Annotated in this window: 26 protein-coding genes and 1 pseudogene; 17 read left to right on the top strand and 10 right to left on the bottom strand. The window is 70.3% G+C overall.

Annotated features, from left to right (window positions below):
• Window positions 1-73 precede the first annotated feature (73 nt).
• The 3 genes from pstC to pstB are packed head-to-tail and all read left to right on the top strand — an operon-like array spanning window position 74 to window position 2,942.
• Window positions 74-1,066 (top strand): phosphate ABC transporter permease subunit PstC, encoded by a 993-nt coding sequence (gene pstC / locus ACZ7LT_RS32710; RefSeq protein ID WP_471239732.1) that lies wholly within the window; start codon window positions 74-76, stop codon window positions 1,064-1,066.
• Window positions 1,063-2,136: a phosphate ABC transporter permease PstA gene (pstA, locus tag ACZ7LT_RS32705; RefSeq protein ID WP_471239731.1), complete on the top strand. Its 1,074-nt coding sequence runs from the start codon at window positions 1,063-1,065 to the stop codon at window positions 2,134-2,136. The genes pstC and pstA overlap by 4 nt, the downstream gene beginning before the upstream one ends.
• Before the next feature lie 29 nt (window positions 2,137-2,165).
• Window positions 2,166-2,942, top strand: coding sequence for a phosphate ABC transporter ATP-binding protein PstB (pstB, locus tag ACZ7LT_RS32700; protein ID WP_471239730.1), 777 nt, complete (start codon window positions 2,166-2,168; stop codon window positions 2,940-2,942).
• 221 nt (window positions 2,943-3,163) lie between these two features.
• Here pstB and ACZ7LT_RS32695 read toward each other — a convergent pair whose 3' ends face one another.
• Complete coding sequence (locus ACZ7LT_RS32695; RefSeq protein WP_471239729.1) at window positions 3,164-4,162, bottom strand: inorganic phosphate transporter; 999 nt, start codon at window positions 4,160-4,162, stop codon at window positions 3,164-3,166.
• Window positions 4,163-4,167: 5 nt separating this feature from the next.
• The gene (locus ACZ7LT_RS32690; protein ID WP_189204381.1) at window positions 4,168-4,788 is read right to left on the bottom strand and encodes a DUF47 domain-containing protein; all 621 of its coding nucleotides are present in this window, start codon (window positions 4,786-4,788) and stop codon (window positions 4,168-4,170) included.
• 194 nt (window positions 4,789-4,982) lie between these two features.
• On the opposite strand from ACZ7LT_RS32690, the gene ACZ7LT_RS32685 reads away from it, so the two are divergent.
• Window positions 4,983-5,372, top strand: coding sequence for a metal-sensitive transcriptional regulator (locus ACZ7LT_RS32685; protein WP_471239728.1), 390 nt, complete (start codon window positions 4,983-4,985; stop codon window positions 5,370-5,372).
• A gap of 5 nt (window positions 5,373-5,377) precedes the next feature.
• Here the strand turns inward: ACZ7LT_RS32685 and ACZ7LT_RS32680 are convergent, their stop codons facing one another.
• Together ACZ7LT_RS32680 and ACZ7LT_RS32675 are read right to left on the bottom strand one after the other, a co-directional pair.
• Entirely contained in the window at window positions 5,378-5,584 is a 207-nt protein-coding gene (locus ACZ7LT_RS32680; protein WP_471239727.1) for a hypothetical protein, read from the bottom strand.
• A 190-nt stretch (window positions 5,585-5,774) separates the two neighbouring features.
• A complete protein-coding gene (locus ACZ7LT_RS32675; protein WP_471239726.1) occupies window positions 5,775-6,602 on the bottom strand; it encodes an SCO4651 family lipoprotein in 828 nt (275 codons plus the stop codon).
• A gap of 118 nt (window positions 6,603-6,720) precedes the next feature.
• Between ACZ7LT_RS32675 and ACZ7LT_RS32670 the strand changes: the two genes are divergently transcribed.
• The gene (locus ACZ7LT_RS32670) at window positions 6,721-6,891 is read left to right on the top strand and encodes a hypothetical protein (RefSeq protein WP_471239725.1); all 171 of its coding nucleotides are present in this window, start codon (window positions 6,721-6,723) and stop codon (window positions 6,889-6,891) included.
• A 32-nt stretch (window positions 6,892-6,923) separates the two neighbouring features.
• On the opposite strand, the gene ACZ7LT_RS32665 is transcribed toward ACZ7LT_RS32670, so the two are convergent.
• Both ACZ7LT_RS32665 and ACZ7LT_RS32660 read right to left on the bottom strand, forming a co-directional pair.
• A complete protein-coding gene (locus ACZ7LT_RS32665) occupies window positions 6,924-7,631 on the bottom strand; it encodes a phosphatase PAP2 family protein (protein WP_471239724.1) in 708 nt (235 codons plus the stop codon).
• Between the two features lie 213 nt (window positions 7,632-7,844).
• Complete coding sequence (locus ACZ7LT_RS32660) at window positions 7,845-8,864, bottom strand: C40 family peptidase (protein WP_471239799.1); 1,020 nt, start codon at window positions 8,862-8,864, stop codon at window positions 7,845-7,847.
• A gap of 214 nt (window positions 8,865-9,078) precedes the next feature.
• Here ACZ7LT_RS32660 and ACZ7LT_RS32655 point away from each other — a divergent pair, with 214 nt between their 5' ends.
• Window positions 9,079-9,210 carry a hypothetical protein gene (locus tag ACZ7LT_RS32655; protein WP_471239723.1) on the top strand — a complete coding sequence of 44 codons (132 nt, stop codon included), beginning with the start codon at window positions 9,079-9,081 and terminating at the stop codon, window positions 9,208-9,210.
• Window positions 9,211-9,305: 95 nt separating this feature from the next.
• On the opposite strand, the gene ACZ7LT_RS32650 is transcribed toward ACZ7LT_RS32655, so the two are convergent.
• From ACZ7LT_RS32650 to ACZ7LT_RS32640, 3 genes are all read right to left on the bottom strand, one after another.
• Entirely contained in the window at window positions 9,306-10,028 is a 723-nt protein-coding gene (locus tag ACZ7LT_RS32650) for a class I SAM-dependent methyltransferase (protein ID WP_471239722.1), read from the bottom strand.
• A 113-nt stretch (window positions 10,029-10,141) separates the two neighbouring features.
• Window positions 10,142-10,936, bottom strand: a complete 795-nt coding sequence (locus tag ACZ7LT_RS32645) for an SAM-dependent methyltransferase (protein ID WP_471239721.1) — start codon at window positions 10,934-10,936, stop codon at window positions 10,142-10,144.
• A gap of 22 nt (window positions 10,937-10,958) precedes the next feature.
• Window positions 10,959-11,831 (bottom strand): NAD(P)-dependent oxidoreductase, encoded by an 873-nt coding sequence (locus tag ACZ7LT_RS32640; protein WP_471239720.1) that lies wholly within the window; start codon window positions 11,829-11,831, stop codon window positions 10,959-10,961.
• A 110-nt stretch (window positions 11,832-11,941) separates the two neighbouring features.
• Here ACZ7LT_RS32640 and ACZ7LT_RS32635 point away from each other — a divergent pair, with 110 nt between their 5' ends.
• The 7 genes from ACZ7LT_RS32635 to ACZ7LT_RS32605 all read left to right on the top strand — a co-directional run bounded on the left by ACZ7LT_RS32635 (window position 11,942) and on the right by ACZ7LT_RS32605 (window position 19,890).
• The gene (locus tag ACZ7LT_RS32635; protein ID WP_471239719.1) at window positions 11,942-12,511 is read left to right on the top strand and encodes a TetR/AcrR family transcriptional regulator; all 570 of its coding nucleotides are present in this window, start codon (window positions 11,942-11,944) and stop codon (window positions 12,509-12,511) included.
• Between the two features lie 282 nt (window positions 12,512-12,793).
• Entirely contained in the window at window positions 12,794-13,102 is a 309-nt protein-coding gene (locus ACZ7LT_RS32630) for a hypothetical protein (RefSeq protein WP_017945892.1), read from the top strand.
• A 114-nt stretch (window positions 13,103-13,216) separates the two neighbouring features.
• Window positions 13,217-14,035 carry a hypothetical protein gene (locus tag ACZ7LT_RS32625; RefSeq protein WP_471239718.1) on the top strand — a complete coding sequence of 273 codons (819 nt, stop codon included), beginning with the start codon at window positions 13,217-13,219 and terminating at the stop codon, window positions 14,033-14,035.
• The gene (locus ACZ7LT_RS32620) at window positions 14,025-15,380 is read left to right on the top strand and encodes a hypothetical protein (protein WP_471239717.1); all 1,356 of its coding nucleotides are present in this window, start codon (window positions 14,025-14,027) and stop codon (window positions 15,378-15,380) included. Before ACZ7LT_RS32625 ends, ACZ7LT_RS32620 begins: the two co-directional genes overlap by 11 nt.
• Window positions 15,377-16,930 carry an SCO6880 family protein gene (locus ACZ7LT_RS32615; RefSeq protein WP_471239716.1) on the top strand — a complete coding sequence of 518 codons (1,554 nt, stop codon included), beginning with the start codon at window positions 15,377-15,379 and terminating at the stop codon, window positions 16,928-16,930. The genes ACZ7LT_RS32620 and ACZ7LT_RS32615 overlap by 4 nt, the downstream gene beginning before the upstream one ends.
• An 11-nt stretch (window positions 16,931-16,941) precedes the next feature.
• Window positions 16,942-18,339 carry an ATP-binding protein gene (locus tag ACZ7LT_RS32610; protein ID WP_471239715.1) on the top strand — a complete coding sequence of 466 codons (1,398 nt, stop codon included), beginning with the start codon at window positions 16,942-16,944 and terminating at the stop codon, window positions 18,337-18,339.
• Between the two features lie 3 nt (window positions 18,340-18,342).
• Window positions 18,343-19,890: a type IV secretory system conjugative DNA transfer family protein gene (locus ACZ7LT_RS32605; RefSeq protein ID WP_471239714.1), complete on the top strand. Its 1,548-nt coding sequence runs from the start codon at window positions 18,343-18,345 to the stop codon at window positions 19,888-19,890.
• 38 nt (window positions 19,891-19,928) lie between these two features.
• Here the strand turns inward: ACZ7LT_RS32605 and ACZ7LT_RS32600 are convergent, their stop codons facing one another.
• Window positions 19,929-20,483: a GNAT family N-acetyltransferase gene (locus ACZ7LT_RS32600; protein ID WP_471239713.1), complete on the bottom strand. Its 555-nt coding sequence runs from the start codon at window positions 20,481-20,483 to the stop codon at window positions 19,929-19,931.
• 148 nt (window positions 20,484-20,631) lie between these two features.
• Between ACZ7LT_RS32600 and ACZ7LT_RS32595 the strand changes: the two genes are divergently transcribed.
• From ACZ7LT_RS32595 to ACZ7LT_RS32580, 4 genes and pseudogenes are all read left to right on the top strand, one after another.
• Window positions 20,632-21,552: an ATP-binding cassette domain-containing protein gene (locus tag ACZ7LT_RS32595; protein ID WP_471239712.1), complete on the top strand. Its 921-nt coding sequence runs from the start codon at window positions 20,632-20,634 to the stop codon at window positions 21,550-21,552.
• A complete protein-coding gene (locus tag ACZ7LT_RS32590; RefSeq protein ID WP_471239711.1) occupies window positions 21,549-22,328 on the top strand; it encodes an ABC transporter permease in 780 nt (259 codons plus the stop codon). The genes ACZ7LT_RS32595 and ACZ7LT_RS32590 overlap by 4 nt, the downstream gene beginning before the upstream one ends.
• A gap of 10 nt (window positions 22,329-22,338) precedes the next feature.
• Window positions 22,339-23,616 (top strand): annotated as a pseudogene (locus tag ACZ7LT_RS32585) (sensor histidine kinase).
• Window positions 23,613-24,296 carry a response regulator gene (locus tag ACZ7LT_RS32580; protein ID WP_471239710.1) on the top strand — a complete coding sequence of 228 codons (684 nt, stop codon included), beginning with the start codon at window positions 23,613-23,615 and terminating at the stop codon, window positions 24,294-24,296. Before ACZ7LT_RS32585 ends, ACZ7LT_RS32580 begins: the two are co-directional and overlap by 4 nt.
• The last annotated feature ends 94 nt before the right edge of the window (window positions 24,297-24,390 follow it).

The raw sequence follows: 24,390 nt of genomic DNA, 5'->3' as shown, positions 1-24,390 counted from the left end.
CCCTGACGGGCCGGCCCCGGCATCCGGTGCACCGCCGCCAGGAGCCCCCGGGCTCCGCAGACCGGAGAGTTCGATGGTTACGACAACCACATCACCACCCCCGAAGGGCACCGACGCGGAAGCCCCTCGGTCCAAGAGCACGGCCCGCCCCGGCGACAAGATCTTCCTCGGTCTGTCCCGCGGGTCCGGTATCACCCTCCTGGTGATCATGGCCGCGATCGCGATCTTCCTCACCTACCGCGCCGCCCTGGCCATCTCCAAGGACGACGCGAACTTCCTCACCACCTCCGAGTGGAACCCGGCGGGCAGCCCGCCGGTCTTCGGCATCGCCGTCCTCGCCTTCGGCACGATCGTCAGCTCCGTCATCGCGATGCTCATCGCGGTCCCGGTCGCCATCGGCATCGCGCTGTTCATCTCGCACTACGCCCCGCGCAAGCTCGCCGCGCCGCTCGCTTACGTCGTCGACCTGCTCGCCGCCGTGCCCAGCATCATCTACGGCCTGTGGGGCGCGATATTCCTCGTCCCGTACCTCGACGGCCTCAACAAGTGGCTCGACGAGTACATGGGCTGGACCTACATCTTCGACAAGTCCAGCGACGGCCTGGCCCGCAACCTCTTCACCGTGGGCGTCCTGCTGGCGATCATGATCCTGCCGATCATCACCAACGTGACCCGTGAGGTCTTCCTCCAGGTCCCGAAGATGCACGAAGAAGCCGCCCTCGCTCTCGGCGCCACGCGCTGGGAGGTCATCCGCATGTCGGTGCTGCCCTTCGGCCGCTCCGGCATCATCAGCGCCTCCATGCTGGGCCTGGGCCGAGCCCTCGGCGAGACCATGGCCGTGGCCGTCGTCCTCTCCCCGAGCTTCGTCATCTCCGGGCACCTCCTGGACCCGGGCGGCGGCACGTTCGCCCAGAACATCGCCTCCAAGTTCAACGAGGCGAACGAGTTCGGCCGCGACGCGCTGATCGCCTCCGGCCTGGTGCTCTTCGCCATCACACTGCTGGTCAACGGCGCGGCCCGGTGGATCATCGCCCGCCGCAAGGAGTACTCGGGGGCCAACGCATGAGCCACGCCATTCAGGACCGGCCCGTCCAGACCGCGGTCCGCCACGACCCGCTCCGGCACGCGCGGCTCCCCCGCTGGTCCCCGCTCGCCATCGCCGCCGGCTCCATCGCGGCCGGCATCGGCATCGGCCTCGCCGCCGGCTGGCACAGCCGCATCCAGTGGGGCCTGCTCGCCGCGCTGCTCTTCGTCGTCGGCACGTACGCCGTCACCGCGAAGGTGGAAGGCAGCCGCCAGGCCAAGGACCGCGTCGCCACCAGCCTCGTCTGGGTCTGCTTCATCCTCGCGGTCATCCCGCTGCTCTCGCTGGCGTGGGTCACGATCAGCAAGGGCATGGAGACCCTCGACCCGTACTTCCTGTCCCACTCGATGAACGGCGTCCTCGACGCCGAGGTCGGCGGCGGTATCTACCACGCGCTGCTCGGCACCATCGAGCAGGTCCTCCTCGCCACCCTGATCGCCGCCCCCATCGGGCTGCTGACCGCGGTGTACCTGGTGGAGTACGGACGCGGGAAGCTCGCCCAGGCCGTCACGTTCTTCGTCGACGTCATGACGGGTGTCCCCTCGATCGTCGCGGGCCTGTTCATCCTGGCCACCTGGAATCTGATGCTGGGCTTCGGGCCCTCCGGATTCGCCGGCGCGATGGCCCTGGCCATCCTGATGATGCCGGTGGTCGTCCGCTCCACCGAGGAGATGCTCAAGCTCGTCCCCAACGAGCTGCGCGAGGCCTCCCTCGCCCTGGGTGTCCCCAAGTGGCGCACGATCCTCAAGGTGGTCCTGCCCACCGCGATCGGCGGCATCACCACGGGCGTCATGCTCGCGGTCGCCCGTATCACCGGCGAGACGGCCCCCGTGCTGCTGCTCGTCTTCGGTACGAAGCTGATCAACGGAAACCCCTTCGAAGGCGCTCAGGCCTCGCTGCCGCTGTACGTGTACGAGCAGTACGCCGTCGGCACCGACGCCGCGATCTCCCGCGCCTGGGCGGCCGCCCTCGTGCTGATCGCCTTCGTCATGATCCTCAACCTGGTGGCCCGCGGCATCGCCCGCTGGAAGGCCCCGAAGACCGGCCGCTGACCGCGGTCACGAAAGAAGCAGTGATTCCCATGGCCAAGCGAATCGACGTCAGCGGCCTCTCCGCCTACTACGGCGCCCACAAGGCGATCGACGACATCTCCATGACCGTCGAGCCCCGCTCCGTGACGGCCTTCATCGGCCCGTCCGGCTGCGGCAAGTCCACCTTCCTGCGCACCCTCAACCGCATGCACGAGGTCACCCCCGGCGGCCGCGTCGAGGGCAAGGTGATGCTCGACGACGAGAACCTGTACGGCTCCCACGTCGACCCGGTCGCCGTGCGCCGCACGGTCGGCATGGTCTTCCAGCGGCCGAACCCGTTCCCCACGATGTCGATCTTCGACAACGTGGCGGCGGGCCTGCGGCTGAACGGCAAGTACAAGAAGGCCCAGCTCAACGAGATCGTCGAGCGCTCCCTCAAGGGCGCGAACCTCTGGAACGAGGTCAAGGACCGCCTCAACAAGCCCGGCTCGGGCCTCTCCGGCGGCCAGCAGCAGCGCCTGTGCATCGCCCGCGCGATCGCGGTCGAGCCGGACGTCCTGCTGATGGACGAGCCCTGCTCGGCGCTGGACCCGATCTCCACGCTGGCGATCGAGGACCTGATCGGTGAGCTCAAGGAGCGCTTCACGATCGTCATCGTGACGCACAACATGCAGCAGGCGGCGCGCGTCTCGGACCGCACGGCGTTCTTCAACCTGGCGGCCGTGGGCCAGCCGGGCAAGCTGATCGAACTGGACGACACCGAGCGGATCTTCTCGAACCCGTCCGTCCAGGCGACCGAGGACTACATCTCCGGCCGCTTCGGATAAAGCCCCTTGCGGTGCTGCATGGCGGTGCCACTGCAAGGCGAAGGGCCCGCCCCCTCTCCCGGGGGGCGGGCCCATTCACGTACGTACCGTCGTCAGCCGAACGCCAGGTTCACGACCAAGCAGCTGAACGCCGCCACCAGCGCCGCCGCCGGCATCGTGATACTGCATCTCCCGGGGGATGACCCCCGGACCCCCAGCCCGAAAGGCCCCCGGCGCCCGCGTCAGCCGAACGCCAGGTTCACCACAAGGAAGCTGAACGCGGCCACCAGCGCCGCCGCCGGCATCGTGATGAACCAGCCGAGGATGATGTTCTTGGCGACGCCCCACCGCACCGCGTTCACCCGCTTCGTCGCGCCCACGCCCATGATCGCCGAGGTGATCACATGCGTCGTCGAGATCGGCGCGTGGAAGAGGAACGCCGAGCCGAACATGATCGACGCGCCCGTCGTCTCCGCCGCGAAACCCTGCGGCGGGTCCAGCTCGATGATCTTGCGGCCAAGCGTACGCATGATGCGCCAGCCGCCCGCGTACGTACCCAGCGACAGCATCACCGCGCACGCGATCTTCACCCAGACCGGAATCGGGTCGCCCGCGTCCTCCACGTCGGCGATGACCAGGGCCATCACCACGATGCCCATCGTCTTCTGCGCGTCCTGGAGACCGTGGCCGAGCGCCATGCCCGCCGCCGACACGGTCTGGGCGATCCGGAAGCCGCGCTTCGCCTTGTGCGGGTTGGCCTTGCGGAAGATCCACATGATCAGGCACATGACCAGGTAGCCCACGAGCAGGCCCACGACCGGCGACACGAACATCGGGATGACGATCTTGTCGACCACTCCCGACCAGATCACATCCGTCCCACCGGCCAGCGCCGCGCCCACCATGCCGCCGAACAGCGCGTGCGACGACGAGGACGGCAGCCCGAAGTACCAGGTGACCAGGTTCCACACGATCGCTCCGACGAGCGCCGCGAAGAGGATCCCCATGCCGCGCGAGCCCTGGGGCGTCGCGATCAGGCCCTCACTGACGGTCTTGGCGACCCCGCTGCCGAGGAAGGCACCGGCGAGGTTCATCACGGCCGCCATCGCGAGCGCCGCCCGCGGCGTCAGCGCACGGGTCGACACCGAGGTGGCGATGGCGTTCGCCGAGTCGTGGAACCCGTTCGTATAGGTGAAACCGAGCGCGACACCGATGGTCACGACCAGAGCGAAGGTGTCCACGAAGCTCAGGACTCCTTGACGGCGATGGTCTCCACCGTGTTCGCCACGTGCTCGAAGGCGTCGGCGGCCTCTTCCAGCACATCCACGATCTGCTTGAGCTTGAGCACCTCGATCGCGTCGTACTTGCCGTTGAAGAGATGCGCGAGCAGCTTGCGGTGGATCTGGTCGGCCTGGTTCTCAAGGCGGTTGACCTCGATCCAGTACTCGGTGAGGTTCTCCATGGTCCGCAGATGCGGCATCGCCTCGGCGGTCAGCTCGGCCGCCCGCGCCAGCACCTCGATCTGCTGCTCGACGCCCTTCGGCAGCTCCTCCACGTTGTAGAGGACGACCAGGTCGACGGCCTCCTCCATGAAGTCCATGATGTCGTCGAGGGAGGACGCGAGGGAGTAGATGTCCTCGCGGTCGAACGGCGTGATGAAGGAGGAGTTCAGCTGGTGGAAGATCGCGTGGGTCGCGTCGTCCCCCGCGTGCTCCGCCGCCCGCATCCGTTCCGCGATCTCGGCCCTGGCGGACGAGTCCGCCCCGAGCAGTTCCATCAGGAGCTTCGAGCCCGTAACGATGTTGTCCGCGGACGCGGCGAACATGTCGTAGAAGCTCGTCTCCCTGGGGGTCAGACGAAAACGCACGTGGGGTCCTCGGGGTGCATGGGTTTCGGTCAGGCTGATGCTAGGCGCATCATCCGGCCACGGCTAACCGGCGTCCCTTCAGTGTCGCCCATCAGGCACAGTGTTCCGCACGGGCCCCCGCAGCGGTAGACGGGGATCGGTACCATATACCCACGAGGGGTATACACACCCTTTCAGGACAACGGGAGGACGCGATGACGACCACCGAGGCGACCGGCCTTACGGTCACGGACCCCGCCACCGACGCGGCCACCGTGGCCGAGGGCACACCCGCCGACGACGCCCAGGACCACGACCACGGCGTGCACGGCTACCACAAGCAGAAGGACGAGCACCTCAAGCGGCTGCGCCGGATCGAGGGCCAGATCCGCGGCCTGCAGCGGATGGTCGACGAGGACGTCTACTGCATCGACATACTCACGCAGGTCTCCGCCTCGACGAAGGCCCTGCAGTCCTTCGCGCTCCAGCTCCTGGAGGAGCACCTGCGGCACTGCGTCAAGGACGCCGCCCTCAAGGGCGGGGACGAGATCGACACGAAGGTCGAGGAGGCCACCAAGGCCATCGCCCGGATGATGCGGACCTGACAGCCCTAGTGCGACGGGCCACCCCGGCGCTCCGTCGGCCGGGGGGCCGGGCCCGCGAGCCGGTCGGCCGCCACCCTGAGCACCTCGTCGATCCGGTCCGGGCTGAGCCGTTCCCCGTCCGCGGACGACGCCGCGATCATCAGCTCACCGCACAGCTCGATCTCGGCGAGAGCGACGTGGTCCTGGACGGTCGTCGAACTGGGCGGAGCCACGCGCGGTCACCTCTTCCGGGCCGGTGTCGACTTCCTAGCGTAGGGATCGGGACACATTCCGCGCATGGCACGTCCGGACCATTCTTCGGAGGCCGGGAATGGCCCCACAGGACCGTGCCCGGGCCACCTGTTTCCGGCCACCGCGCCCACGGCCACCGGTCTTCCCGCCGCCGCCATGATTCTGGCCGGATCAGGCCTTGATCTTCCCGGAGTAGATGTCCCGCCGATCCGGCAGCCGTACGTCGACGGGGGCACCGAACCCGTACAGCAGGGTCGTCGACGCGACCGCGACCGTACGCCCCTGGTTCACGACGCTGAACTGGTGCCGCACCTTCCGCAGCCGCCCCTCCGCGTCCAGATACACGTCGAACGGAACGCTGTCCTTGGCGAACCCTTTCGCCGCGGCCGCCAGCGCCCCGCGCACCCGCGGCGAGGCGGCCCGCGCGGCATGGGCGATGTCGGTGACCCCCCGGTAGTGCCACACGTCCACCCCGGCGAGCCGCTCCTGACCCACGTACGACACCTGCCCCGCGCCGCGCAGCAGTTCGACGGCGGCCGCGGGGTCGGTGGCCCCGCCGGTGACGAGGTTGCCGTCCTCCAGGGTCGTGGTGTCGATCCTGACCCACTTGTCGGCGGGGACGCCCGCGCCGCGGTTCTTCATGTAGAGCGCGCCGGGCGCGAGGAGCTCGGTGATCGGGCGGTGCTCGCTGGCGCCCGCGGCGTCCTTGGGCAGCACGACCTTGAGCCGCCCGACCGCGCGACGGAAGTCGTAGCCCCCCTCGCCCCTGATGGTGACCCGCGTCCCGCCGGCCGCCATCTCCATGGACGTCTTCGCCTTGGACGTACCCGCCCTGGCCAGCACGTCCGACGCCGTACGGACCGTATGCCCCGGGTCCCCGCCGGGCGCGGCGTCCGTCCGGGCGCCGGCCTCACCGGAACACCCGCTGGCCACCGCCCCCACCACGGCGACGGCCGCAGCGACCGCCCCGCACCTGAGCCTGTGCTGCTGCACCACCATCGCCTGCCAACCCCCAACGCGTGACCGCTGTTTGCCCGAGACCACCGCTCGTCCGGATAACGACCACCCGGGCTCCCCGTCACGCCGGACGGCACCGGCAGGCGGGTACCGTGGAGGGGTGCATCAGCAGGCCCCACCCGACGGCGCCCCCGCCGTCCACCGGACCACGACCGCCGAACGCGGCTCGTTCTGCATAGCCCGCTGCAGCTGCGGCTGGTCGGGCCCGGCACGCCGCTCCCGCGACCGGGCACGTACGGACGCCACGGGGCACGCCACGGACGACGACTGAGTCTTCAGGCGGACCAGGTCGTCGGCCGGGGGTCAGGCCGCCAGGTCGTTCTCGCCGCTGTCCATACGCGGCTCGGGGATGTCCAGGTGCTCGGCCCGCTCCCAGGCGGGCGCCTTACGGGACCGTACGAGCCGGCCCGCCAGCTTCGACCCGGCGACGGCCGACACCAGCGGGGTGAGCAGCGCCAGCGCGAGCGGCGCGAGGAGCAGCGCGACGGCCGTGCCGAGCGCGAAGCCGCCGACGACGTCGGTGGGGTAGTGCACACCCATGTAGACCCGGCAGAAGCCCTCGGCGAGGGCGAGACCGATCGCGGCGAGACCGAACTTCCGGTGGGCGACGAAGAGACCGACGCCGATGGCCATCGCCATCGTGGCGTGGTCGCTGACGAAGGAGTAGTCGGTCTTGCCCGCCACCAGGACTTCCAGCCCCTGGTGGTCCAGGAACGGACGCGGCCGTTCCACGAAGCCGCGGATCGGGATGTTCACGAGCAGCGCGATACCGGCGGCGAGCGGCGCCCAGACGAGACCGGCGAGGGCGGTCACGGAGTCGCTCAGGGAACCCTGGCGGCGCACGCTCCACCAGCACCAGAGCACGACGAGGACCATCGCGAGCAGGATTCCGTACTCGCCGACGAACTCCATGACGCGGTCGAACCACGTCGGGGCGTCCTTCGCCAGCCCGTTGATGTCGTAGAGCAGGCTGACATCGGGGTTCGAACCATCCGATGCGAGTCCAGCCATCTGCTGCTGCCCCTTGCCTAGTGTTCCAACCCCCGTGGTCAGATGTGGTCAGATCAGGGAACGATCTGCTCCGCTCCCGCGTTCCACTCTCCACCGAAAATCACCATGACGTTATCGAAGAGTGACGCGTTGCCGCAGCTCAGGGCCTTGGGTTTACGGAGAGTTCCGGCCACGGCCGACGGTGCGTCAGACGGTCGACCTGCGGATATGGCGTCAGGCCTGCGGAAGGCCCGTGGGGAGCGCGGCCGCCCCCTCCTTCGTCACCCGGGTCGCCCCGAAGTAGTCCGGCGTGTCGATCTTGTCGAAGCGGATCACGGCCCCGGTGTAGGGCGCGTTGATCATGTAGCCCCCGCCGACGTACAACCCGACGTGCCTGATGGCCCGTGAGTTGGTCAGATCGTCGGAGAAGAAGACCAGGTCGCCGGGGAGCAGCTCGTCGCGCGAGGGGTGCGGTCCGGCGTTGTACTGGTCGTTGGCCACACGCGGCAGCTCGATGCCGACGGTGCGGTACGCGGCCTGCGTGAGCCCGGAGCAGTCGAACCGCCCGCCCTGCTCGGGCGTTCCGTTGCCGCCCCACAGGTACTTGGTGCCGAGCTTCTTCTGCGCGAAGTAGATCGCCCCTGCGGCCTGCCGCGACGGCTCCACACGCCCCACGGGGCGGGCGAAGCTCTTCTCCAGGTTCCTGATGATGCGCACGTAGTTCTGCGTCTCGCTGATGCGCGGGACGCCACCGGACTTGATGACGCGATACGCCCCCGCGTTGTAGGCGGCGAGCATGTTGTTGGTGGGGTCGCCGGGCACCTTCTTCACGTACCCCGCGAGTTCGCAGTCGTACGAGGCGGCGGACGGGATCGCGTCGGCCGGGTCCCATACGTCGCGGTCTCCGTCCTTGTCCCCGTCGATGCCGTGGCTCGCCCAGGTGCCCGGGATGAACTGCGCGATGCCCTGCGCGTTGGCAGGGCTGACGATCCGGGGGTTCCAGCCGCTCTCCTGGTAGAGCTGGGCGGCGAGCAGGGCGGGGTTGATGGCCGGGCAGAGGTTCCCCCACTTCTGCACGAGCCCTTGGTACGCGGCGGGCACGGCGCCCTTGGCCAGCGCGATCGTGCCGTTCTTGCCGTTGCCTGCGCCGCCGATGAGTCCGGCGGCGGCGGTGTAGGTGCCGACGACGAGGAGCGCGACGAAGCTGAGGCAGGCCCCGATGGAGATCCCCGTGACCACCCACGCCTTACGCACCGTCAACCACCCCTCGGCTCATGGCAGTCCACCGCCCATCAGTCTAGGTGGCGCACCCCGATTTCAGGGGCGGACGGGAAGGTGAGGCCGAGACACCCCCCTGCTCATGTGGTCTGGACCAGTAGCCATTACTGTGTGTCACGCAGCTGGGAAAGCTGCACGGAAAAGCGCCCGTCGACGACCAACGACGGGTCGGGCAACACAGGAGATACAAGTGGGGAACGTGGAGAACAGGGCGACCGCTCGCCGAGGCGGAGACGCCGGGGGAACGACCGCCACGGTGGTGTTCATCGCGCTCATCGCGGTGGCCGTCGTACTGCTCGGCTACATGGTGGCCATCCAGTGACGAGCTGACCGCCCGACAGGGCGGGGCCGGAGCTGCCTACTTGGCGGCCTTCCGGTCCCGCCCTGCTGACGTCGGCCGTGAATCCCTGAGGGGCATCACACGGAGCACGTCATCAGCGAGCTGATGGGGCGTTCCCGGTACACCCGCCAGAACGCCTCGTCACGCTCCCCGTCCGGTGGCGGCGGAGACACCGGCTGCCACCCCACCGCGGCGAAGCCCGCGTCCCGCGCCGCGCGCTCGAAGTCCGCGAGCTGCCATTCGTAGTGCAGGAACGGCGTGGGCGGTTCGGTCAGGAACTCCATGCGCAGCATCGGCGCCTCGCCGTTCGGGATCCGCTCGAGCCGGCGTACGCCGTACGCCTCCCAGTCGTCCTCGGGGACGGGAGCGGGGTTGGGCACGATCGCCAGCAGACGGCCACCGGCGGCGAGATTGGCGTGAATCGCTCGGAACATGTCCCGCAGCGCCGCACGGCTCGGCGCGTAGTTGAACAGATAGACCGCCGTGGCCAGCCCGAAGGGGCCGACACGCGGCAGCCGGGCCACGTCGGAGACCAGGTACTCGACCCCGAGCGGCCGACGGGCCTCGTGGGCCCGGGCGAGCAGGACCATCTCCTCCGAGATGTCCACGCCGAGCACCTTGCGCGCGCCGCGCTCGGCGAGCAGCCGGGTGTTGTACCCGTATCCGCACGCGAGGTCGAGGACGGCCAGGTCCGATACGTCACCGAGCGCGCCGGCCAGGGTGAAGGTGTCTGCGGCGGAGAAGGCGGCGGTCGACTTCGACTCCTCGAAGCGCGCCCCGATCATGTCGTACTGCTCCATGCCCGGTGAACGCCCCCGGGCGGCGGGACGGCACGGACGCGGCGGCCGCATTGGTCCGGACGTGGAGGCCGGGGGCGGGTCGGCGCGTTGCCGGGCGGGCGGGCCGCGGCCTGTTACGGCTTGTGGCCCACTCCCCCGTACATCGCGACCTCGGCGGGCAGCTCTCCGCCCTCCGGGCGCCAGTGGGAGCACGACACCACGCCCGGGTCCAGCAGCTTCAGGCCGTCGAAGTAGCGGGCGACCTGGTCCGGGGTGCGCTGGGTGAGCCGGGGCGTGCCGTGTTCGTTCCAGAAGACGACGGCCGCGTCGACGTCCGGCATCGCCGGGCTGGTGATGGTGTGGGACAGCACCAGATGGCTGCCGGACGGCAGGGCGTCCATGAGGCGGCGCACGATGCCGTACGACTCCTCGTCGTCCTCGATGAAGATGACCACGCCGAGCAGCATCAGCGCGACGGGCCTGCTGAGGTCGAGGGTGCGGGCCGCGCGCTCCAGGATCGTGTCGACGTCGCGCAGGTCGGCGTCGAGGTAGTCGGTGCTGCCCTCGGGCGTGCCGACCAGGAGGGCCCGGGCGTGGGCGAGGACGAGGGGGTCGTTGTCGACGTAGACGACCCGGGACTCGGGCGCGACGCGCTGGGCCACCTCGTGGGTGTTGTCGGCGCTCGGCAGCCCCGTACCGATGTCCAGGAACTGCCGGACGCCCGCCTCCGCCGCCAGGTGGCGCACGGCGCGCCCCAGGAACAGCCGGTCGGCGCGGGCGTAGTCGCCGATCCCGGGGTGCAGGGCCCGTATCCGGTCGCCCGCCTCGCGGTCGACGGGGTAGTTGTCCTTGCCGCCGGTCCAGTAGTTCCAGATCCGTGCCGTGTGCGGCCTGCTCGTGTCGATCCTCGATCGGATGTCGTCGGTCACCCGACCACCGTAACCAACTGCCTTACGCGGCCGCCTTCTTCAGGACTTCGACGAGGCTGGAACAGCTGTCGGCCGCGTGCCCGGCCTCCACCCCGCGCCGGAAGAGGTCGACGACCGCCGCCGGGAGGGTGCCGTCGACGCCCGCGTCCCTGACGGTGTCCAGGACGTGCTGCGCGCTGGCGAGGCCCATCGAGAGCCGGTCCACGGCGCCGGAGTGGTCGCCGGCGTCGACGCGGGGTGTGTAGAACTCCAGGAACTGCGTGAGGTCCAGCGCGCTGGTGGCGAGCGGCAGGATGTCGCCCGCCGTCAGGCCGTGGGCATCGGCCAGGGCGACCGCCTGCCAGTAGCTGGTCAGGGAGGTCCAGAACATGACCATGTTCAGCTGGTAGAGCAGCGCCGCCAGGCCTGGGTCCTCGCCCCGGTACTCGGCCCGGGTGAGCGCCTCCAGGGCCGGTCGGTGGGTGTCGAAGGCCTCCTGGGGCCCGCTGTAGTAGGTGGCGTACTCGGCGCCGCCGATGCCGGAGGGCGGGGTGAGGACGCCCCCTGTCAGATGGGTGGCGCCGCGCACGGCGGCCCAGGCGGCGCCCGCGCGCGCCTTGTCGGGCGTGTCGGAGCTGAGGTTCACCAGAACGCGGCCGGCGAACGCGTCATGGTCCACGTCGCCGAGGGTCGCGTACATCGCGTCGTAGTCGATCAGGCTGAGCACGACCAGCTCGCTCGCGGTCAGGGCTTCCCGTACGGACTCCGCCCGTACCGCCCCGCGCGCCACGAGGCCGTCGGCGCGGCCCGGGGTGCGGTTCCACATCGTGACCGGGTGTCCGCGGTCCAGGAAGGCGCCGGCCATGGCCTGCCCCATGGGTCCGAGACCGATGACGGTGACGTTCTGCTTCTCCATGTCGTATCCCTCCGAGGACGACTAGAACGAACGCTCTATCCAGAGCATGGAAGGACCGTAGCACGTCACTGGAACGAACGCTCTAATTAATCGGGGGATACGCTTTCCCCATGCAGACCAGCACCCGCGACCGCATCGTCGTCGCCGCCGCCCGCCTCATCCAGCGGCAGGGCTACGTCGGCACGGGCATCAAGCAGATCGCCAAGGAGGCCGAGGCCACCCTCGGCTCCGTCTACCACTTCTTCCCGGGCGGAAAGGAAGCCGTCGCCGTCGCGGCGATGGAGTACAGCCGCGAGGAGTTCGCCGCGGTCCTGCGCACCGCCCTCGACAGCGAGGACGACCCGGCCGCCGCCGTCGAGGCCTGCGCCCGCACGCTGGCAACCGAACTGCGCGCCTCCGGCTGGACCGACGGCTGCCCGATCACCGCAGCCGCCCTGGAGACCCTCGGCACGGACAACGACATCCAGCGCGCCTGCGCCGCCGCCCTGAGCGCCTGGCAGGCCCAGGTCGCCGACAAACTCCTGCGCTGCGGCCTGCCGACCCCCGACGCCCACAACCTCGCCGTGACGGTCATCAACACCCTCGAAGGCGCCGAAGTGACCGCCCAGGTCAACCGCGACGACACCCCGCTCCTCCTGGCGGGCCGTCACTTGTCGCGCCTCGTCGCCTCGTACCGCTGACCGAGCCCCACCAACCTCACGCGTATGCGCCCCAAAGGTGCACCAACGACAGTCATTGCCCGCAGTCACCCCCCGTGATACACAGAGTGACCATACGGCTCCTCGCATACAACCGGTCCACACTCCGCAGGTCAGGGCGGTCGGATCGGTCACGCGTGCGGGAATCGGGTAAAGAGAGCCGCCAAGTCGGCATACGTGGGCGGTTTCATCAGCGAAGATAGGGTCGACGACCCATGCCATCCGGCAGGGGCGACGAACTACCCAACAGGGGCGGTGAGTTACATGTACCTGGCGGCCGAGAAAGGCGACATCACCACCATCATCGGTGGAATCGCCCCAAACTGGGGGCCCTTCGGAAGCCTGGGCAACGAGGCCCGCGTGATGATCGAGGTCGTGATGGCGGTGGCCATCCTCCTCTGCCTCGGCATCGCGATCTGGGGGGCGGCCAAACAGCGCATCGGCGCGACCGCCCTCCGCGACACCTTCAGCGCCGAACAGGGCAAAGGCCTGATCGTGGCGGGCCTGACCGGTGTCTTCATCATCGGTTCGCTGGGGACGCTCTTCACCATCGTGTACGGGATGGCCGTCTAGCCACCCCGCGGCCCCCCACTCCCGAGGTTGCGTCTCCCTGATGTCCAGTCACCACACAGCACGGCCCCGACCGGCCGACGAGAACCCGCCAGCGGAGGAGGGGACGAACCCGTCATGAGCCTCGGCAACGAGAACGACGGCTTCGACGGCATGGGAGGCACGGGCCAGACCCGCACCCGCCTCCCCGACACCGCCGACCCCTACGCCCCCCCACGCCGCCCGGCCCGCACCTCGAGATCCCTCATCACGGTCGTCGGCGTGGTCGTCCTGCTCATCGCGGCCATCGCATTCGCGAACCGCGGCGACGACGACCCCGCCACCTCGAAGAACACCCCCCAGGCCGACACCCCCACCGCGGCCACGGGCACCCGCCCGGTCCCGGGCAAGAACGGCGGCATCGCGTCGGGCTTCGCCCGGGACGAGCAGGGGGCGCAGAGCGCGGCGGCGAATTACGCGGTGGCGCTGGGGTCTGACGGGATGTTCAAAGCGGCGACCCGCCGCGACCTCGTCCGCTCCATGCACGTCCCCGCCGTCACCGACTCCTTGCTGAGCAGCCTGGACAAGGCGTACTCCGGCAACTTCCTGAAGGCCGTCGGCCTGAACGAGGACGGCACCGCCCCGACGGGACTCACGTTCGTCTCGCGCACGATCCCGGTGGGTACGAAGGTGACGCAGCAAGGCAGCGACACGGCCACCGTCGAGGTCTGGTGCACCGGACTCGTGGGTCTGGCGGGCGCCGAATCCACCAAGCCGGTGACAGAGACCTGGTTCACGATCACGCAGAAGCTCAAGTGGGTCGGGAACGACTGGAAGATCGAGTCATCGAGCCAGAAGGAGGGGCCTACGCCGGTCAACGGCGACAACCGCGCCTCCTCGTCCGACGAGATCGCAAGCGCGGTCCAGGGATACGGAGGCTTCACCTATGCCCGGTAGCCGACGCTTCCGCTCCCGCACACTCGGCGCTGCCGCTGCCACTGTTCCGGCAGCGATCCTGCTGTTCGCCACGCGGGCGTCGGCGGCGCCCACGCCGCCCCCTCCCAGCCCGACGCCGTCGCCGGGCGCGAGCAACAATCCGTGCGACCTGATCGTCGGGCTGGCCCGGGAGTACTGCGAGGAGGGCGAGAAGGCCGGCACCCCCAACCGCACCCCCACCGACCCCACCTCCGCCCTCGACCCCCTCTCCTCCCTCGCCCGCGGCTGCGCCGACGCCGCCGTCACCATCGTCGACCACCTCTCCACCGCCGTAAAAGAAACCGCCGACGTCGACTTCACCAACCCCACCTTCCTCGCCCGCTACGCCGTCGTCTTCGCCGCCGCCACCTTCCTCACCCTCCTCCTCTGGCTCCTCGCCGTCGCCAAGCGCGCCATCCGCGGCGTCCCCCTCGCCACCGCCCTCTCCGAGGCCATCGGGTTCCTCTGGCTCACCGTCCTGGCCTCCGCCTTCACCCCGCTGATCCTCTACACCGTCGTCTCCGCCACCGACGCCGTCACCGAAGTCATCGCCTCCGGCACCGGCGAGCAGACCGACGTCTTCTTCGGGAGCTTCAAGCAGGCCCTGCAGAAGGGCGAGAACATCGGCGGCGGGCCGATCATGCTGATCATCGTGTCGCTCGTCACCGTGCTCGCCGCCGGCGTGCTCTACCTCGAGCTGTTCCTGCGCGCCGTCCTGCTCTACGTCGGCGCCCTCCTCGGCGTCGTCGTCTACGCCGGGCTCGTCGACAAGAACATGTGGGGCCACGTCCGCCGCTGGGCCGGCATCATGATCGCCGTCATTCTCGTGAAGCCGGTCATCGTGATCGTCCTCGGACTGGCCGGCGCGCTCTCCTCCGGCGAAGGGCCGAACTCCTTCTCCGCCGTCGTCTCCGGGCTCGCCATCATCCTGCTGGCCATCTTCGCCTCCGCCATGATCTACCGCTTCGTTCCCGGCTTCGGCGACGAGATCATCGCCTCCCGCAACAACCGCCTCCACCACGGCACCGAGAACGCCGCCGCGGCCGTCATTTCCTCCCCCGCCGCCCTCGTCTCCCAGGGCATCAAGACCCACAGCACCCGCGCCGAAGGCGGCGGCGGTGGCGGCGCCCGGCCCGGGAACCCGCTCGCCGGCGGCGTCGCCGCGCACAGCGCCCGTACGTCCACGGCCGCGGGCGGCGGAGCCGGTGGCGGAGCTGTCCCCGCCGCCGCGCCCCCGCCCCGTAGCGGCTCCGGGCCCACCACAGGCACCCCGCACAGCAACCGCAAGAGCTCAGGCACAGGACCCACAGGAGGTGGAGGGCGTTGACGACCCAGTCCCATCCGGTCACGCCCCGCCGTACGTATCTCATCGGCCGGGCCAGGCCGAACGCGATCGTCGGCAAGAACCGCGAGACCGGCGAGATCGCGCTGATCATCGCCGGCGCGTTCCTCGGCATGATGAGCGGACTGCTGGTCCCCGTCCTGTCCCTGCGGATCGTGCTGCTCATGGGCTTCCCGCTGCTGGCGCTCGCCGCCGTCTACGTCCCGTACAAGCAGCGGACCTTCTACAAGTGGTTTGAAATCAACCGCAGCTACAAGCGGTCCCTCAAGCGCGGCACCGCCTACCGCTCCAGCGCCGTCGAGGCCGGCACCCGCCTCGACGGCCGGGAGGTCGAGGTCGGCCCGCCCCCCGGCATCGGCCGCATCAGCTGGCTCTCCGCCCCCTTCGGCCCCGACGAGATCGCTGTGCTGCTGCACGCCGACCGCCGCACGGTCACCGCCGCCATCGAGATCGAAGGACCCGGCGTCGGACTGCGGGACAGCGAGGACCAAGAAGCCCTGGTGGACCGTTTCGGCACGCTCCTCAAGCATGTCGCCAACGGAGACGGCTTCGTGACTCGCCTTCAGATGCTCGCCCGCACCCTCCCCGCCGACCCCGACGCCCACGCCAAGGACGTCGCCCAGCGCGGCGACCGCGACGCCCCGGCCTGGCTCCAGGAGTCGTACGACCAGCTCCAGTCGATGGTCTCCACCTCCAGCGAGCAGCACCGCGCCTACCTCGTCGCCTGCATGCACTACACCCGCGACCTCGCCGCCGAAGCCCACGCCATGGCCCGCGCCGCCGCCCACGCCTCCGGCCGCAAGCGGCTCGACAAGGACGCCGGCCTCGCCGTCGTCATGGCCCGCGAGCTCACCGACATCTGCGCCCGGCTCGCCGAGGCCGACATCAGGGTCCGCCAGCCGCTCGGCCAGAGCCGCCTCGCCTCCCTCGTGCACTCCATGTACGACCCCGACCACCCCATCGACCACATCCAGGCGATGACGAAACGAAACGCTTGGCCGGCCGAACTGGACGCCATGGAGCCCACCTACCTCCAGGCCAAGACCCGCGAATCGTCCACCCGCGCCCCCTGGTGCCACGCCACCGCCTGGGTGAAGGAGTGGCCCATGACCCCGGTCGGCGTCAACTTCCTCGCCCCGCTGCTCGTCCACACCCCCGACGTCATCCGTACGGTCGCCGTCACCATGGACCTGGAGCCCACCGAGGTCGCCATCGAACGCATGCTGACCGAGAAGACCAACGACGAGGCGGAGGCCTCCCGTCAGGCGAAGATGAACCGGACCGTCGACCCCCGCGACATCGCCGCACACGGCCGACTCGACCAGCGGGGTGAAGATCTCGCCAGCGGCGCGGCAGGAGTCAACCTCGTCGGGTACATCACTGTGTCGTCGCGTTCGCCCGAGGCCCTGGCCAGGGACAAGCGGACGATCAGGGCCTCGGCCGGCAAGTCGTATCTGAAGCTGGAGTGGTGCGACCGCGAGCACCACCGGGCCTTTGTGAACACCTTGCCGTTCGCGACCGGCATCCGCCGATAGGGGCCAGACCGATGCGAGATCCGCTGTCCGTCCTCACCGAAGCCTTTACGTCCTTCCTTTTCGGAAAGGTCGAGACGACCCGGCTGCCCGTCCGCACCTCCACGGGCCAGGCCCAGGCCGTCTACCTGCCGACCGCCGCGCCCGGCCTCGGCGACTCCGGCGTGATCATCGGCCGCGAGGTCTACAGCGGCAAGGGCTACATCTACGACCCCTTCCAGCTCTACGGACAGCAGCTCCCGGCCCCCCACTGGCTGGTCCTCGGCGAGTCCGGCAACGGCAAGTCCGCGCTGGAGAAGACGTACGTCCTGCGGCAGTTGCGGTTCAAGGACCGCCAAGTCGTCGTCCTCGACGCCCAGGGCGAGGACGGCGTCGGCGAGTGGAACCTCATCGCCCAGCAGCTGGGGATAACCCCCATCCGGCTCGACCCGATGGTGGCCGTCGACGACGGCATCCGCCTCAACCCCCTCGACCCCGCCATCACCACCACCGGCCAGCTCGCGCTGCTGCGGACCATCATCGAGGTCGCGATGGGCCACGGCCTCGACGAGCGCTCCGGCTTCGCGCTCAAGGTCGCCCACGCGTACGTCAACGACACCATCACCGACCGGCAGCCCGTCCTCACCGACATCGTCGAGCAACTCCGCCATCCGGAGCCGGAGTCGGCGGAGGCGATGAATGTCGACATAGACGACGTACGGGCCTGGGGCCTGGACGTCGCCCTCGTCCTGGACCGCCTGGTCGACGGTGACCTGCGCGGCATGTTCGACGGCCCCACCACCGTCGGCATCGACCTCGACGCCCCGCTGATCGTCTTCGACCTCTCCCACATCGACCGCAACTCCATCGCCATGCCGATCCTGATGGCGATCGTGGGCGTCTGGCTTGAGCACACCTGGATCCGCCCCGACCGGAAGAAGCGCATCTTCCTGGTCGAGGAGGCCTGGCACATCATCAACAGCCCCTTCGTGGCCCAGCTCTTCCAGCGCCTGCTCAAGTTCGGCCGGCGCCTCGGTCTGTCGTTCGTCGCGGTCGTCCACCACCTCTCCGACGTGGTCGACGGCGCCGCGGCGCGGGAGGCTGCGGCGATCCTGAAGATGGCCTCCACCCGGACCATCTACGCCCAGAAGGCGGACGAGGCCAGAGCGACGGGACGGGTGCTCGGCCTGCCCCGCTGGGCCGTCGAGATCATCCCCACGCTCACCCCGGGCATCGCCGTCTGGGACGTCAACGGCAACGTCCAGGTCGTCAAACACCTCATCACCGAGTCCGAACGCCCCCTCGTCTACACCGACCGCGCCATGACCGAGTCGTCGTCCAGCGACCCGGAGCTGGAGTGGGAGACGGAACAGCGCGCGGCCCTCATCGAACAGCAGCAGCTGAGCGAGTCCCCCGAATCGACGGTGGCCTGACGCATGCCGCCCAAAGAGGAACAGGGGATCCCCGACGGTCTGCTGGTGGGCCTGCTGGGCCTCCTGTTCGGTCTGACGCTGATGGTGTGGACGGCCACCGGTGTCGCGGGGCTCCTCGCGCACGGCGCGTGGCCGGACGGGGTGACCTTCACCAACACCCCCTTCGCCATGCGCGACCTGGTGGCCCGGCCCGACGACCTCCCGGCCGCCTGGCCGGAGACCCCGGCCGGGCAGCTGTCGGGGTACGGGCTGTTCTGGGGCCTGCTCATCGGCGAAGCGATGGTGCTGGTGGTCCTGACGGTGTTCGTGCTCGGCACGCTGGCGCGCTGGCGGACGGTACGGGCGACGCGGCGCGCGGAAGCGAAGGCCGGCCCCGTTGTCGTAGAGGCTGAGTCCAGGCCCGGGTCGGCATCCGGGGCCGTACCGGCTGAGTCCAGGCCCGTACCGGCTCAGCCCCAGCCGGCCCAGCCCGAGCCGGCGTACGAATCCGTGCCGGCCGCCGGGCCCGCACCACTCACGGCCCCCAAGCCCGCACCCGCACCGGAACCCGTCGCGGCGCCCGAGCCCGCGCCGGCCGCCGTGGAACCCGCCCCTGCGGCGGTGACCGTACCGGCCCCCCGGACCCGTACCCCCCGCCTCCTCTACGGCGACGCCACCACCCGACGCCCCTCCGCCCTCCAGGCCATCCACGACGCCGAAGGCCCCGCCCTCGTCGTCACCTCCGACCCCACCCTGTGGAGCGACACCAAGGACGCCCGGGCCAAGCTCGGCCCCGTCCTCGTCTACGACCCCGGCCACCTCTGCGACACCCCCGGCCGCATCCACTGGTCCCCGGCCACCGGCTGCGAGGACCCCGCCACGGCCCAGGAACGGGCCGCCGCGCTCCTCGCCCCCGTACGGCCCCACGCCCGGCTCGACGCCGCCGTGGCCGACACCGCGGAAACGCTCCTGCGCTGCTGGCTGCACGCCGCCGCCGTGGACGCCCGCCCCTTCAAACAGGTCCACCGCTGGGCCCAGGGCGCGGGCGCGCACGAGCCCGTACGGATCCTCCGTACGCACCCCAAGGCCGCCGGGGGACAGGCGGGGTTGCTGGAGTCGGCCCTGACCGCCCACCCCGAACGCCGCGAAATGGCTCAGGAGTTGACGAGCCGGGCGCTCGGCGCGCTCTCCTCGGTCCACATCAGGGACGCCTGCACCCCGAATCGAACGGATTCGCTCACGCTGGAATCTTTCGTCCGCGAGGGGGGCACTCTGTATGTGGTGGGTGAAGCAATCGAGGACCCGCGCTCCCGCCCCGGCGCGATGCCCCTGCTGACCGCACTCGCCTCAAGCGTGGTCGAGCACGGCCGCCGCATGGCCGCACGGTCATCCGACGGTCGGCTCGACCCACCAATGACGCTCGTCCTCGACGACGTCGCCGCCGTGGCTCCGCTTCCCGGGCTTCCGGAGCTGTTGGCAGCGGGCCAGGAGCAGGGCCTGCCCACCCTGGTCCTGCTCCGCTCCCGCGAACAGGGCCGCTCCCGCTGGCCGGACCCGCTGCCCCAACCCTGAGGCGGAGCAGCGGGGCGTGCCGTTGTGTGGGCCGCCCCCTACCCCACCCGCCTCAGCTCGTACTCCTTCTCCCGCGTCCCCTCGTCCCCGGGCACCCCCACCGTCTCTCCGCTCTCCACGAACCCGAACCGCCGGTAGAACGCCTCCGCCCGCGGGTTGTCCTCGTGCACATACAGCCGGACCCGCTGGATCACCGGCTCCGAAAGCGACCAGGACCACTCCACCGCCGCCCGGAACAGCTCGTCCGTCACCCCCGTCCCGCGAGCCTCGGGGCGGACGTACACAGCCACCAGATGCGTCTGGTCGACGCTCGCCGCGTCGCCGAAGCGCGTCTCCTCGCCCGGCCGCTCGACCAGCACCGACACCGTCCCCACCCAGCTCCCGTCCGGCCCCTCCGCGACGAACTGACGGACCGACGTCCCCTCCGCCGCCCCGGCCGTCCGCTCCTGCCAGAAGGAGTCGTCACGGGCGACAGCGCCCTCGTACGTCTCCAGGAAGGCCACCGAAGCCACCGGATCCCGCAGCGCCACAAGCCGAAGCTCGCGCGCCTTCTCCCACTCGTCGGCCCTGATGGCCCGTATCACGTAGTCCATGACCGCATCCTGACCAGCACCCGCCCCCCGGGCAACCAGATTCCCCGGCTCCGGCCCGGCCCCCGTCGTACCCGGGTACTACACCCCCCGCCCAGCAGCCATCCCAGGTCGGACGATCGGCCACCCCCCGATCCCTACCGTCGAAAACATGATCCGCGCCTACGAACTCACCAAGAAATACGGGGACAAGACCGTCGTCCAGGACCTCGACTTCACCGTCCACCCCGGCAGCGTCACCGGCTTCCTCGGCCCCAACGGCGCCGGCAAGTCCACCACCCTGCGCATGCTCCTCGGCCTCGACGCCCCCACCCGCGGCCGCTCCACCATCGGCGGCCGCGCCTACGCCGCCCACCCCGCCCCGCTCACCGAAGTCGGCGCCCTGCTGGAGGCCCGCTCCGTGCACCCGGGCCGCTCCGCCTTCAACCACCTCATGGCGCTCGCCCACACCCACGGCATCCCCCGCCGCCGCGTCGAGCACGTCCTCGACCTCACCGGCCTCACCGACGTCGCTCACCGCCGCATCAAGGGCTTCTCCCTCGGCATGGGCCAACGCCTCGGCATCGCCGCCGCACTCCTCGGCGACCCGGCCACGATCATCCTGGACGAGCCCGTCAACGGCCTCGACCCGGAGGGCGTCCTGTGGATCCGTACCCTCCTCAAGTCCCTCGCCGCCGAGGGCCGTACGGTCTTCGTCTCCTCCCACCTCATGAGCGAGATGGCCCTGACCGCCGACCACCTGGTCGTCATCGGCCGTGGCCGGCTCCTCGCCGACACCACCGTCGCCGACCTCGTACGGGACGCCGGCGGCCGCTCGGTCAGAGTCGTCACCCCGGAAGCCGACCGGCTCCTCACGCTCCTCACCGCCGAGCCGCGCGTACGCATCACCCGCACCGCCGACGCCCTCCAGGTCACCGGCGCCGAGGCCGCCGACATCGGCCGCACCGCCGCCGCCCACGCCATCCCGCTCGTCGAGCTCACCCCGCAGACCCCGTCCCTGGAGCAGGCCTTCATGGACCTCACCCACGACTCGGTGGAGTACTCCGCCACCCTGGAAGGTGCCGCGGCATGACCTCCCCCGCCCTCCACCGGATCACCCCGGCCCGCGTCCTGCGCTCCGAGTGGCACAAGCTCTGGTCCCTGCGCTCCACCTGGATCACCGTCCTGTCCGCGGCCACCCTGGTCCTCGGCGTCGGCATCCTCATGGGCGCCACCTACACCAGCGACGGCGGCGACTCCGACGTCGACACCGTGATCCTCACCCTCTACGGCTCCCAGCTCGGCGGCGTCTGCCTCGCCGTCCTCGGCATCCTGGTCAGCGCCGGCGAGTACGCGACCGGCATGATCCGCTCCTCCCTCACCGCCGTCCCCACCCGTCTCCCCGTCCTGTGGGCGAAGGCCGCCGTCTTCACCGCCACCGTCTTCGTGCTCTCCCTCACCACGGCCCTGATCACCTTCCTGACCGCCCAGCTCTTCCTCTCCGACACCGACCAGGCCGCCTCCCTCACCGACCCCGGCGTCCTCGGCGCGGTCGCGGGCAACGCCACCGGCGTCACCCTCCTCGCCGTCATCGCCCTCGGCCTCGGCGCCGCGCTCCGCTCGGTGCCGGGCGCGATCGGCGCCTACATCGGCGGCGTGATGGTCCTGCCCGAGGTGCTCGGCATGCTGCCGTACGACGCCGTGGACACCGCCATCACGTACTTCCCGACCCAGGCCGCCGGCGCCCTCGGCTCCGCCGACCCGCTCCCGGGCGCCGCGACCCCCGGCGCGGCCCTGCTCGCCCTGCTGCTCTGGGCCGCGGCCGCCCTGCTCGTACCGGCCCTGTTGCTCAAGCGCCGCGACGTATGAGGATGACCAGGTGACGACGGAGACGACGAAGGGCGCCCCGGACCAGGAATGGACCGCGGGCGCCCCGCCGCTGAGCCAGTACATCCAGCGGAAGGTCCAGCACGTACGCGCCGTCGACCAGCGCCGCCCCTGGCTCTGGGACACCCTGCTGACCCTCTTCTGGATGGGCGCCGCCCTCGTGGACGCGTCCGGCGGCTGGCGCAACCTGGCCCGCGACCCGAGCGTGCCCGTCTGGCTCGTCGTCATGATGAGCCTCGCCTTCTCCGTCCCCCTGCTGTGGCGCCGCCGCCACCCCATGACGATCCTGACCTTCATGTCGGCCACGGCCGTCGTGAACGCCTGGTCGGGCGCCTTCCTCCAGGCCAACTTCCTCCAAGCGGTCGTCGTCTTCAACATCGCCCTGCACCTGCCCCTGCGCAGACTGCTGTGGACGCTCGCCCCCATCACCATCCCGCTCGTGGTCGGCGCCGCCCGCCACCCGCAGGGCAGCTGGGACCAGCACGTCGTACCAACGATCTGGGCGTACGCGATGGTCGCCCTGCTCGCCGTCGCCGTCCGGTCCCGGCAGGACTACACAGCCGCCCTGGTCGAGCGGGCCCGCCGCCTCGAAGTGGAACGCGACCAGCAGGCCCAGCTCGCCGCCGCCGCCGAACGCACCCGTATCGCCCGCGAGATGCACGACATCATCGGCCACCACCTCTCCGTCATCACCGGCCTTGCCGACGGCGGCTCCTAGGCGGCCGCCAAGAGCCCGGAACGCGCCGCCCAGGCCCTCGGCGCCATCGGTACGACCAGCCGCCAGGCCCTGGACGAACTCCGCCGCCTCCTCGGTGTCCTGCGCGAGCAGCCCCCGGAGGCGGTACGCGCCCCGCAGCCCACCCTGGACGACCTCGCCTCCCTGATCGACGGCGTACGCACGGCGGGCCTTCCCGTACGCCACCACGTCCATGCCCCCGCCGGCCCAGGGCCCTTGTCCTTGTCGGCCGGGCGCCAACTCACCGTCTACCGGGTCATCCAGGAGGCCTTGACGAACACCCTCAAGCACGGTGGCCCTGCCGCGACTGCGGAAGTGGCCCTCTCCTACGGAGAGGGCGAGTTGGAGGTCCTCGTGACGGACACCGGACAGCGGACGGACGCTGACGGCACTTCAGCGGATGGGACCAGGCAGGGACTTACGGGTATGCGGGAGCGCGCATCGCTCTATGACGGCACACTCGAAGCTGGCCCGCTGCCGACCGGCGGCTGGCTCGTCCATCTACGACTGCCCCTGGAGGACACCCCGTCGTGACGACCGTGCTCATAGCGGACGATCAGCCGATGCAACGCTTCGGCTTCCGCATGCTGTTGGAGAGCCAGGACGACATGACCGTCGTCGGCGAAGCCGGGAACGGCGCCGAGGCGATCCGCCTGGCCGACCAGCACCACCCGGACGTCGTGCTGATGGACATCCGCATGCCCGGCCTGGACGGCATCGAGGCCACCCGCCGCATCGTCGCCACGGGCGAGCGCACTCGCGTCCTGATCGTGACGACGTTCGACCTCGACGAGTACGCCTACGAGGGCCTGCGCGCCGGCGCCAGCGGCTTCCTCATCAAGGACGCCCTCCCGGAGGAGCTCCTCTCGGGCATCCGCGCGGTCGCGAGCGGCGACGCGGTCGTCGCCCCCAGCCTGACACGACGCCTCCTGGACGCGTACGTACAGCACCTCCCGCCGAGCCCGGGTGCGACAGGTGCGCCTGGTGCGCCGGCCGCCATGGACATCCGGATCGCCTCGCTCACCGAGCGGGAAAGGGAGATCCTCACGGTCATCGGCCAGGGCTGGACGAACACGGAGATCGCGGAACGCCTGCACCTCGCGGAATCGACGGTGAAGACACACGTGAGCCGAATCCTGGCGAAAACGGGAGCGAGGGACCGGGTCCAGGCGGTGATCCTGGCGTACGACACCCAATTGGTGACCCCGGCCTAAACGCAGAAAAGCCCCGCACCATAACGGTGCGGGGCTTTCCCACAATGATTGTTCGGCGGCGTCCTACTCTCCCACAGGGTCCCCCCTGCAGTAC

The sequence above is a fragment of the Streptomyces sp. NPDC039465 genome, from assembly GCF_055639315.1.
Note: the sequence above shows the minus strand (reverse complement) of the source record. Positions and strands in the feature narration are given on the sequence as shown.